This is a genomic window from Marinobacter daepoensis DSM 16072, from assembly GCF_000421165.1.
Taxonomy (GTDB): Bacteria; Pseudomonadota; Gammaproteobacteria; order Pseudomonadales; family Oleiphilaceae; genus Marinobacter; species Marinobacter daepoensis.
Genome location: NZ_ATWI01000011.1, coordinates 254,491 through 265,750 on the forward strand (window position 1 = coordinate 254,491; position 11,260 = coordinate 265,750).

At 58.6% G+C, this 11,260-nt stretch carries 8 protein-coding genes; 4 read left to right on the top strand and 4 right to left on the bottom strand.

Annotation, left to right across the window (positions count from 1 at the left end; translation table 11 throughout):
* Positions 1-98: 98 nt before the first annotated feature.
* Both K325_RS0113110 and K325_RS0113115 read right to left on the bottom strand, forming a co-directional pair.
* Positions 99-1,109: a ChaN family lipoprotein gene (locus K325_RS0113110; protein ID WP_029654728.1), complete on the bottom strand. Its 1,011-nt coding sequence runs from the start codon at positions 1,107-1,109 to the stop codon at positions 99-101.
* A 21-nt stretch (positions 1,110-1,130) separates the two neighbouring features.
* Positions 1,131-1,313 (bottom strand): hypothetical protein, encoded by a 183-nt coding sequence (locus K325_RS0113115; protein ID WP_029654729.1) that lies wholly within the window; start codon positions 1,311-1,313, stop codon positions 1,131-1,133.
* A 128-nt stretch (positions 1,314-1,441) separates the two neighbouring features.
* On the opposite strand from K325_RS0113115, the gene dauA reads away from it, so the two are divergent.
* The 4 genes from dauA (at position 1,442) to K325_RS0113140 (ending at position 8,976) form a co-directional block, all read left to right on the top strand.
* Positions 1,442-3,172 (top strand): C4-dicarboxylic acid transporter DauA, encoded by a 1,731-nt coding sequence (gene dauA, locus K325_RS0113120; RefSeq protein WP_029654730.1) that lies wholly within the window; start codon positions 1,442-1,444, stop codon positions 3,170-3,172.
* Between the two features lie 44 nt (positions 3,173-3,216).
* Positions 3,217-5,172 carry a CASTOR/POLLUX-related putative ion channel gene (locus K325_RS0113125; RefSeq protein ID WP_029654731.1) on the top strand — a complete coding sequence of 652 codons (1,956 nt, stop codon included), beginning with the start codon at positions 3,217-3,219 and terminating at the stop codon, positions 5,170-5,172.
* Positions 5,173-5,365: 193 nt separating this feature from the next.
* Positions 5,366-6,958, top strand: a complete 1,593-nt coding sequence (locus tag K325_RS0113130) for an isocitrate lyase (RefSeq protein WP_029654732.1) — start codon at positions 5,366-5,368, stop codon at positions 6,956-6,958.
* Positions 6,959-7,155: 197 nt separating this feature from the next.
* On the top strand, positions 7,156-8,976 hold the full coding sequence (locus K325_RS0113140; RefSeq protein WP_029654733.1) for an SLC13 family permease: 1,821 nt from the start codon (positions 7,156-7,158) through the stop codon (positions 8,974-8,976).
* Here the strand turns inward: K325_RS0113140 and K325_RS0113145 are convergent, their stop codons facing one another.
* Complete coding sequence (locus K325_RS0113145; RefSeq protein WP_029654734.1) at positions 8,977-10,527, bottom strand: phospholipase D family protein; 1,551 nt, start codon at positions 10,525-10,527, stop codon at positions 8,977-8,979. It abuts the gene before it with no gap.
* Complete coding sequence (locus K325_RS0113150; protein WP_029654735.1) at positions 10,520-11,122, bottom strand: TetR family transcriptional regulator; 603 nt, start codon at positions 11,120-11,122, stop codon at positions 10,520-10,522. Before K325_RS0113150 ends, K325_RS0113145 begins: the two co-directional genes overlap by 8 nt.
* Positions 11,123-11,260 lie beyond the last annotated feature (138 nt).

The following is an 11,260-nucleotide window of genomic DNA, read 5'->3' on the forward strand; positions in this document are numbered from 1 at the left end:
TCGGGTCAGATCAGTTCTATGCAATGTCTCGAAAAAACCGGGTCAGGCAAGAGTATCCGGTCTGGTTGGCGAGTCAACCAGAACCGCGGTGGCCAGCGCTACTCGCAGGAGACGTTGCGATGCCGGCTGAAGCGCTCCTGCATAGCTTGCCGTTCGCGGTCCGGATTGCGGAACTCGGGGGGGCGGGGCTGGATAAAATACAGGTAGTCCCCTCTGTGACGATGATCGGCCAATCGCATGTCTGGTTCTGTGGAAGGCCACTCCACCGGTGAGACAACGGCGATTGTCAGCTCGGGTGCGCGGTGTTTCAGGGCTTCGACGGTACCGAGCCGTTGCTCGCTGTGAAAAGTGCCGGTGGTATGCAGAACCTGATGGCCGGGGGATTCCTCTCGTGCCAACAGGATTCTGTGAGCCATGGTGTTGTCTCTCAGCAGTTGAGCCTGATACGTGTTGAGCAGGTGCCCGGAGAGTTCCTCGGGGGCATCACCATGGCTGCCACTCAGGGTGGATGTGAACTTTTCCTGATATTCCGGGCTGCCCCAGAACGCCTGTGCCGGAAGGGTGGTTCGCTGATTGGCAGGAAGGGTGGTCAGGTACTCTTTGCCCAGGCGTCCGACGCAGCGAACGATGTCTGCGGGTGCATTAGCGGCAATGACAGGCAGCTGATTCTGGCGGGCGAACTCAACCAGAGGCCGATACGAGCCCGCGTAGTTCTCCCAGGCATTGGCATCCTGAATGAGTTCGGTTTCACCGGTCCGGCCCGCGAGGTAGGCCTCCACGTCGGCCTGATGGTCCAGATTGAATTGCTCCATGCTCAGGATCTGTCGGGCATTCTGCCGGAACAGAGCCTGTTGGAGTCTGGCCTGCAACAGGTGAGACGCATGGTGTCCGTGATATTCACCGACGACAACGACATCGGCGTCGTTTAACTGCCGGGCCAGTTCGGGAACGGACAGGCTCTGGCCGGTAAGGGCATCGACAATCGCAGCCTCGTACTGGCTGCTTGGCGCCTCTTGTCCGGGCATCCGGGAGGGCTGCAGGGTTGTGCACCCGGGCATCCCGATGATGACGGTAAACGAGAGCAAAAGGCTGGAAAAGAACGGTTTCATGCCGATGATGCGCTCCGTTGGTCAGTTGTTTTCAGAGTCAACGTTGTCGCGCCAGTCCGGGCCAAGCCGTTCTTCCACAAACTCGCGGATGAACTGGCGTACTTTCTGTGAGGGTGTCACGTCTTCCTGCTTGCAGAGTGCCTCGAAGACTTTCTTCTTGTCGGGGTCAATCAGCAGGGTTAGCCGGGCGGTGCGGTTTTCCATGGTGCTCAGGCTCTTGCAAAAGGGTCAGTAAAGCAGTGTTTAAGTTGGCATGTTAATCAGATTAACATTGAGTGTACAGGTGATGAGCATATAATGTAACTAAATGCCCGGCCGGAGAGAATCTGTTCATGCCCCATCGCGCCCACCTTTTTTCTCTGCGTATGGCCCACGCTGTGCGCGAGGCCTGCGTCGCCGAACCATATAACGGCCGGCGATTCCTGAAAGACCTGATGGCCGGTGTAACCGTTGGCATCATCGCCATTCCCCTGGCAATGGCGCTGGCCATCGCCTCTGGGGTTGCGCCTCAGTATGGTTTGTATACTGCCATCATTGCCGGTTTCCTGATTGCCCTGTTTGGTGGAAGCCGCTACAGCATTTCTGGCCCTACCGCCGCCTTTGTGGTGATTCTTTACCCCATCGCTCAGAGTTACGGGCTGGGTGGATTGCTGCTGGCCACCCTGATGTCCGGTGTGTTGTTGGTCGCCATGGCCTGGATGCGCCTGGGGCGCTTCATTGAGTATATCCCCGAATCCGTCACCCTGGGGTTTACCGGCGGCATTGCAGTGGTGATCGCCACGCTGCAGGTGAAGGATTTCTTTGGGCTGCTGGTACCCGCCATGCCGGAGCATTATTGGGAAAAACTAGGCGTTCTGGCCCAGCAGATGCCAGCGCTGGATGCGATGAGCACACTGGTAGCGCTGGTAACCCTGGCGATCATGCTGCTCTGGCCGCGATTGAAAACACCGGTGCCTCCCCATTTGCCTGCGGTAATCGTTGGTAGCCTGTTGGCGTTCTGGCTGAATTCTCAGGGTGCCGGGATTGAGACGATAGGTTCCCGGTTCAGTTATCTGCTGCCAGGAGGCGGTACGGGCGCCGGGATCCCCCCTTTCCTGCCGGAGTTTGCCTGGCCCTGGCAGCGGGCCGGAGCGGACGGGTTGCCCATTGGATTGTCCTGGGAACTGTTCCGGGAACTGATTCCCGCAGCTTTTGCCATTGCCATGCTGGGGGCGATTGAATCGTTGTTGTGCGCGGTGGTTCTGGATGGGATGACTGGCAAGCGGCACAGCGCTAACAGTGAACTGATGGGCCAGGGAATTGGCAATATCGTGGTGCCCTTTTTTGGCGGCATTACCGCCACCGCCGCCATTGCGCGTTCTGCGGCTAACTACCGGGCGGGTGCAGAGTCGCCGGTGTCTGCGATGATCCATGCGGTGGTGGTTCTTCTGGCGTTGGTTCTGCTTGCCGGTGTGCTGGCATTCTTGCCGATGCCGGCTATGGCCGCTTTGTTGATGGTCGTGGCCTGGAATATGAGTGAGGCTCCCAAAGCGCTGCATCTGCTGAAAACCGCGCCCCGAAGCGACATTCTGGTGTTTCTGGCCTGTTTTGGGCTCACCGTCATGCTGGATATGGTAATTGCCATCACCACGGGTGTGTTATTGGCGGCGGTGCTGTTCATGAGAGAGATGGCCCAGATGACCCGGGTGACCGATATCACGGAGAGTAAACGGGTCCGGCAGGTTGGCGTGCCAGAGGGCTGGCAGGTCTTCAAGGTAAACGGCCCGCTGTTCTTTGCTGCGGCGGACCGGATATTTGGCGAATTGGCCGCATTGTCGACGCAAGCCAGGGGGCTGGTGTTGTATCTGGATGGTGTGACGGTGCTGGATGCCGGGGGGGTGTCGGCCCTGAATAAGCTGATTGCAAGCTGTCGGGAAACGAACACGGGACTGGTCCTGGCCGACCTGCAATTTCAGCCTCTGCGTACCCTGGCGCGTGCAGGGCTCAAACCGGAGCCCGGTGTCAGCCGTTTCTACCCAACCCTGGATGAAGCGCTGACGGCAGTCCGCTCTGGCGAACCCTGAAAACTGAGATAAACTGGCCCGCAAAGATCGCTTGAGGGGCTGCCATGCTGCCATTCCGGATTGTCGACCGAGTAAAGTTCGTTGTTGAGCGCCAGTTGGTGAAAGGTGCGGGCTTCCAGTTACTGGTGGTGGGAGGCTTCATTGCCCTCATCTCTCTGGTGGGTGGGCTGCTGGTGGTGCTGCCTCAGGCAGGTGAGTTTGAAGATGCCGGGGCCGCGGTTTGGTGGGCGTTTCTCCGGCTGACGGACCCGGGTTACCTGGGGGATGATGTCGGCACCTGGCAACGCGTTGTCTCGACCCTTCTGACTATCTCCGGGTACGTGGTGTTCATGGGCACGCTGGTCGCGATTCTGACCCGCTGGCTGATTGCCAAGATGGAAGAGCTTGAACGGGGGCTGACTCCGGTTACCCTGAAGAACCATATTGTGGTTCTGGGGTGGACCGCTCAGACCCCCCCTCTGGTCGCCGAGCTTTTTGGCTCGTCCGGGCGGATGGCCCGGTTTCTGGAAAAGCATGATGCTCAGCGATTGCGACTGGTGCTGCTGGCGGAGGAAGCCGGCGCGGAGCAACTGCATGAGCTGCTCAGCGAGCCGGGGGTTGGCCGGCGGGCCAGGGAAGTCATTCTGCGCAGCGGCTCAGCCATTCAGCCAGAGGCGCTGCACCGGGTAGCCTGCCTGGATGCCGCGGCGGTCATTGTGCCCAGCCAGATTCACGAAGCCGGCAGTCTGGTAACGTCGGATGTGGAGACCGTTAAGGCGCTACTCTCGATTGCCGCCCAGGCAAGGCATTTCAATGCTCCGGTACCCTACGTTGTGGCCGAAATTCAGGACATGCGCAAGTTGCCAGTGGTGGAGCGGGCCTATCCGGGGGCTGTGGAAGTGGTGGCTGGGGACGCCACCATCAGCCGGCTGATGGTGCAGAATGTCCTGCACCCGAATCTGTCGGAAGTCTATAACGAGCTGCTGACAGCGGGAGAGGGCAACGAAGTTTTTGTCCGGGGGGGTGAAACGGCCGAAGGTCTTACCCTGTCTCAGGTTGCCAGTCAGAGGCCCCATGCGGTTGTTCTGGGGCTGTTACACCCGGCGCCGGGCAAAGGCTGGCAGGTTAACCTGCTGGCCGATCCCGGGACTGTGGTTCGGGCTGAAGATCGTGTCGTGCTTCTCGCCCGGGAATATGATCACACGGCGTTTGATCCCAAAGCTTTGCCAATGCCGGAACTGGTGCGTGAGCCTGCTCAGAGCCTCCCGCCGGTGTCTTCGTCGTCCGAGCCGCACCGGGTGCTGGTTCTGGGGTGGAACCGCCGGGTGCCGACACTGGCGGCGGAGTTCGCCAGTTATCCCCAGCGCGATTTTGAGCTGGATCTGGTGTCGGCGATTCCGCTTGAAGAGCGTGAGCGGGCGATGAATCGCTATGGAGTGAACCTGGCCAGAGTCCGTGGGCGCCTGCTGGAGGCGGATTACATGGTGGAGGACGATCTCCGTCGTCTTGATCCTGCCGGATACGACACCGTGATCCTGTTGAGCAGCGATCGTCTTGGGTCAGGCGAAGAGGCCGATGCCCGCGCGATGGTGGGTTATCTGCAGCTGGAAGATGTGCTTGCGTCGGCCACCAGGCGGCCTCAGGTCATTATGGAATTGAGTGATCCGGACAACCGTCACCTGCTGTATGGGCATAAGAGTGAGATGCTGATCAGCCCGATGATTCTGAGCCATGTTCTGGCCCAGGTGGCTCTGCGTCGGGAGCTCCGGGTGGTGCTGGATGAGCTGTTTACGGTGGGCGGTGCGGAAATCCAGTTCAGAGATCCCCAGGATTACCCATTGCCAGCCAGTGCCGATTTTCAGTTGCTCGAGAAAATTGTGGCGGACCGAGGTGAGATTGCCCTCGGCGTTTTTCGGGGCCGTGCTGATGACCGGGGTCGTCATGTGCAAATGAATCCGCCGCGCGATACGTATCTTGATCTGCAGCCGGACGATCAACTGGTGGTGATGTGCCGCACCTGAAGAGGTCGGCTTCTGGTATTCATGAGAAAAATGCCGGGAATACACCATATAAATTTCAATTATAAATCAGAAAGCACTAAAGTTACGCCCAACGTCAGCGCTTGCCGGTCTTTCTGGGCAGGGAGCTGACGACGGAGGCTGCCTGGCAGCAGCACCGCACCTTTTGAACACAAACGTAGAAAGGACAGAGACCATGCCTTACGCACAAGACGTTGACCAAATCGCTTCCCTCGTGAAGCAGAACCCCACCTGGAACGCCATCAACCCGAAGCACGCGGCCCGTATGCGCGCCCAGAACAAGTTCAAGACTGGTCTGGACATCGCCAAGTACACTGCCAAGATCATGCGCGAAGACATGGCGAACTACGACAAGGATTCTTCCCAGTACACTCAGTCTCTGGGTTGCTGGCATGGCTTCATCGGTCAGCAGAAGCTGATCTCTATCAAGAAGCACTTCGGTAGCACCAAGCGTCGTTACCTGTACCTGTCTGGCTGGATGGTTGCTGCTCTGCGTTCTGATTTTGGTCCGCTGCCTGACCAGTCCATGCACGAAAAGACTGCCGTTTCTGGTCTGATCGAAGAGCTGTACACCTTCCTGCGTCAGGCCGACGCCTGGGAACTGAACCACCTGTTCCGTGCTCTGGACGAAGCTGAGCAGGCAGGCGACACTGCCAAAGCCGAAGAGCTGATCAAGCAGATCGACAACCATGAAACTCACGTTGTTCCGATCATTGCCGACATCGACGCCGGTTTCGGTAACGACGAAGCTACTTACCTGCTGGCCAAGAAAATGATCGAAGCCGGTGCCTGCTGTATCCAGATCGAAAACCAGGTATCTGACGAGAAGCAGTGTGGTCACCAGGACGGTAAAGTAACCGTTCCGCACGCTGACTTCCTGTCCAAGATCAACGCGGTTCGTCTGGCGTTCCTGGAACTGGGTGTTGACGACGGTGTTATCGTTGCCCGTACCGACTCTCTGGGTGCTGGCCTGACCAAGCAGATCGCTGTAACCAACGAGCCGGGTGACCTGGGCGACCAGTACAACAGCTTCATTGATGGCGAGTACATTGAAGATGCGTCCCAGATCGAGAACGGCGACGTTGTCATCAAGTCCAACGGCAAGCTGCTGAAGCCGAAGCGTCTGGCTTCTGGCCTGTTCCAGTTCAAGCCGGGTTCTGGTGAAGATCGCGTGGTTCTGGACTGCATCACCAGCCTGCAGAATGGCGCCGACATGCTGTGGATCGAAACCGAGAAGCCGCACGTTGGTCAGATCGCTGCTATGGTTAACCGCATCAAGGAAGTGGTACCCGATGCCAAGCTGGTTTACAACAACAGCCCGTCCTTCAACTGGACTCTGAACTTCCGTCAGCAGGTATTCGATGCCATGCAGGAAGAAGGCAAAGACGTATCTGCCTACGACCGCGCCAAGCTGATGAGCGCCGAGTACGACAACACTGAGCTGGGTCAGCTGGCTGACGAGTGGTGCCGTAACTTCCAGCGTGATGCGTCCCGTGAAGCCGGTGTGTTCCACCACCTGATCACTCTGCCGACGTACCACACTGCTGCCCTGTCTACCGACAACCTGGCGAAGGGCTACTTCGGTGACGAAGGCATGCTGGCCTACGTTGCTGGCGTACAGCGTCAGGAAATCCGTCAGGGCATCGCTACTGTGAAGCACCAGGACATGGCCGGTTCCAACATCGGTGATGACCATAAAGAGTTCTTCGCTGGTGAAGCGGCTCTGAAGGCCGGTGGTAAAGACAACACCATGAACCAGTTCGGTTAATCGACCGGTTCAGGCTTGTCTGGCAGGTGCTTTGGCGCCTGCCCGCCAGAAACCCCACATGGTTTATGCCATGTGGGGTTTTGTTTTTTTACACAGGCTGTTTAAAGTCGTTGTTAACAGATTCTGGTTCAGCCGGGAACAGGTGAGTCGATCTGTCAATGTTCTGGACGGTGAAACAATAGACGCTGAGAGGTCTCATGTTTTCTGACCAATGGATTGTGTTTACCGTGCTTTTACTCACCCTGGCGGCGTTTATCTGGAATCGGGTAAGGTTCGACGTCGTTGCCATGCTGGCGTTGCTGGCGGTGGCGGTTACGGGATTGGTGCCAGTGGAGAGTGTATTCTCTGGTTTCGGACACCCGGCGGTGATTACGGTGGCAGCGGTACTGGTGATCAGTCAGGGGCTGGTCAACGGTGGCGTGGTGGATGAGGTGGCGAAACTGCTGGCCCGGGTTGGCCATAACGCGGTGGCTCAGGTGGTCACTCTGACACTGGTGGTCGCCGTCTGCTCGGCGTTTATCAACAATGTCGGGGCTCTGGCATTGCTGATGCCGGTCGCCATCTGGATGTCCAGGGAGGCAGGGCGCTCGCCCTCTCTGTTATTGATGCCGCTGGCCTTTGGCTCACTTCTGGGCGGAACCATAACCCTGATAGGCACGCCTCCGAACATTATTATTGCCAGCTATCGTGAGGCCGGGGCCTTTGGTCTGTTTGATTTTGCCCCGGTTGGCCTGGCCGTCACGGTCGCTGGTGTCGCCTTTATCGGCCTGGCCGGATGGCGCCTGACTCCGAAACGGGACGACCCATCGGCGGGTGAAAAGCTGTTTAGCGTCGGAGACTATCTGACCGAGCTGAAGCTGCCGGAGGGGTCCGGCTATGAGGGCGACACCCTGCATCACCTGCTGACTGCAGGTGACAGCCAGAAGAACCTCATTGTGTTGTCGCTGGTTCGAGGTGGGAAGACCATGCCCGCGCCTTCCACGTTCACGATCCTCCGGGCGGATGACGTGCTGCTGGTTGAGGCAGACACCGAGAGTCTGAGCGAGTTTGTGGACGAAACCGGGTTGGTGCTGGCGTCCGGTGTTCCTGTCGAAGAGTCGGCCGGGGAGTGTCCGGAAAAGGATGGGGGCGGCCAGAAGCCGGGAGAGGATGCCCTGGTGGCGGGGGACGTGCGTCTGGCGGAGGCCGTCGTGACACCGGGGTCGCCGTTGGTGGGGCGAACCGCAAACCGACTGAACTTGCGGGAACGCTACAGTGTCAATGTGGTGGCCGTTGCCCGGCAGGGGCATCGGTTAAAGCAACGGCTGGCAGACATCCGGTTCCGATCGGGCGATATCCTGTTGGTGCAGGGGTTTGAAGAAAGCTTGTCGGGCAGTCTTCAGGCCTTGGGATGCCTGCCTCTGGCTGAGCGGGGGCTGGCGTTTGGCCGACAAAAACAGCTGGGCCTTTCTGCTGGCTTGTTCGCCGTGGCCATTGTCAGCATTGTGGCCGGGTGGGCCTCGCCTCCGGTTGCGCTGGTTGCCTGTGCGGTGGCGATGGTGATATCAGGGCTGCTGGAGGCCAGTGACGCTTATGAAGCGATTGACTGGTCTGTGATCGTGCTGCTGGCGGCGATGATTCCGGTGGGTGTGGCGCTGGAAACCAGCGGTGGGGCGGACTCGATTGCCCGCCAGATTCTCTCGGTCAGTGAGGGGCAGGCCCCCTGGCTGGTGCTGACCATTATCCTTGTAGGCACCATGTTGTTGTCGAATGTCGTGAACAATGCCGCCGCGGCCATTCTGGTAGCGCCCATCGCTCTGGGGGTTTCCGGGGAGCTTGGTCTGGCCTCCGACGCTACGCTGATGGCGGTTGCTATTGGTGCGTCCTGTGCTTTTCTGACCCCGATCGGACACCAGTCCAACGCGCTGGTTATGGAGCCAGCAGGCTATCGCTTCGGAGACTACTGGCTTTTGGGGCTGCCGTTGTCTGTTGTGGTGACGGCAACGGCGGTGCCTGCCATCTTGTGGCTCTGGGGCTGATTACAGCATCGATTCCAGTGGTAACAGGGACAGCAGCCACACCATGAAGCGCCGGGGCGCGGGGCTGTATGGGTCGGCGTTGTGGATGGTTTTCTGGTGCCCGTTCTGTTCTACCCAATACAGTTTGCCCTGGCTATCCAGTCGCACCTGATAACTTTCCACGGGAAGTAGCCCGGAAATCTGGGTTTTCATTAGGCTGGCGAGGTGGGCGTTGTCGATCACGAAACCCAGTTCGGTATTGAGGTTTAGGGATCGGGGGTCAAAGTTGAACGACCCGACAAAGACGGTTTCCTCGTCCACAATAAACGTTTTCGCGTGCAGGCTTGATCCGGAGCTGCCAAAAGGACCGGCGGATCCGGAGCTTTCATGCTCCAGGTTACCTTGTTTGCGCATCTCGTAGAGTTCAATGCCTGCCTTTATCAGGGGCTTCCGGTAGCGAGCGTAGCCCGAGTGCACGGCGGCGACGTCTGTGGCTTCCAGTGAATTGGTCAGAATTCTGACTCGGACCCCTTGTGCTGCCAGTCGTTGAAAATATTCAACGCCTGCCTGAGTGGGGACGAAATAGGGGGAAATCAGGGTCAGGGATCGCTGGGGGTGGCCCAGGATTTTTCCGAGTTGCTGGCTGAGCAGGGCTTCCTTCGGCGCTTCACTGAGAATCTTGTCCGGATCGTCGCTGACCATGCGGGTATGGGACCAGTGCAGCTGCAGATCGCCGCGAATCATCTGTTCCAGAAACGCCGAGGATTTCAGCGCGTCCAGATACTGTTTCTGGCGTTGCGGGTCGTGTTCTGCCCGCAGTCCCGCCAGCAGTGTTTCCGGTCGCTCGTTGGTGGCCCCGGCGATGGACTGGGCCGGGTAGCTCAGGTCATGATTCCAGTAACGGTCAAAGTCGTTGGAGGCCTCGTTCACCACCGGGCCGACCGCCATGACATCCAGGTCGGAGAACAGCAGCCCCTCAGTGGCACCGAAATACTCGTCACCGATGTTTCGGCCACCGACAATCGCGGCCTGGTTGTCGACGATGAAGGATTTGTTGTGCATGCGTCGGTTGAGGCGTGAGAAATCGGTGATGTACCCGAGCCACTTTGGTGACCGGACCACAAAGGGGTTGAACAGCCGGATGTGGAAATTCGGATGCCTGGCCAGGGCAACGAACAGATCATCCAGGCCGCTGATGCCGTTGTCGTCGACCAGAAGGCGGACCCGGACGCCGCGGTCGGCCGCTTCTTTGAGCGCATCCAGGAGCAGCAGGCCGGTGATGTCCCGATGCCAGATGTAATATTGAGCATCGATGGATTTGTCGGCGACGGTGGTCAGCAGCATTCTGGCAATGAAGGCATCTTCTGCGAGGGCAAGCGGGTAGACGCCGGAAAAGGACGGTTGGGCCTCCAGCAGGGGAGCCAGGGCCAGCCCCAGTGGGGTTTTCGCAGAGGTGTCAGGAGTGATCGCGGTGTGCTCAGCCTTGTGTTCAAGAGCAGGCAGGGCGCAGCCAGACGCCAGCGGAAGCAGAACGACCAGCAGTAAAAGATTCAGGAGTGTCCGGTTAGTCATTGCTGAGGATACCGCGAAAGATTGTCTCTACCAGTATGGGGGCAATGCTGGCCAGGGGCCAGCGCTCAGGTTTGGCCAGCCATTCGAAAAACAGGCCGAGCATCTGGGTGTGCAGAAGATAGGCCGCCAGTTCCGGGGACAGGCCCGGGCGCAGTTGTCGGCGGTTTTCCGGCCTGCTCAGCAGTGTTGTCACGAAACTGATGCCTTCATCAGCCAACTCTAGATGTTTGTTCAGCGCCTGGTCGGACTCGTTGCGATGGAACAGAATGTAATACACGCGGAAATACTGTTCGTCCTCCGCCAGTTTGCTGAGTGCGACAACGCAGAGGTGCTTCAGGTTGGCCAGTGTGTCGTCGCTGGTTGCTGATTCATCCAGCATCTCTGCCAGTGGCCCGCGCACCCGGTTGAGCATCGCGTCCAGAATGTCTTTTTTATTTCGGAAATGCCAATAAACGGCACCACGGGTAACGCCGGCAGTGCGGGCGATTTCCTCAAGCGAGGCTCGCGCGACGCCTTTGTCTGTGAAGACGCTCTCAGCAGCATCCAGGATGGATTCTCGGGTTGCTTCGGCTTCGGCTTTGGTCTTTCTCGCCATAATAAACAGTTCCGGTTTCCAGTAGCGCTGTTCAGGGGTGGAGGGTTTTCCAGAGGCCGTCTGGGGATAAGTACTTAAGTATAGCGGAAGGCGGTTTACATACATACATGGATGAATGTATCTTGCCCAGTCTTCTCT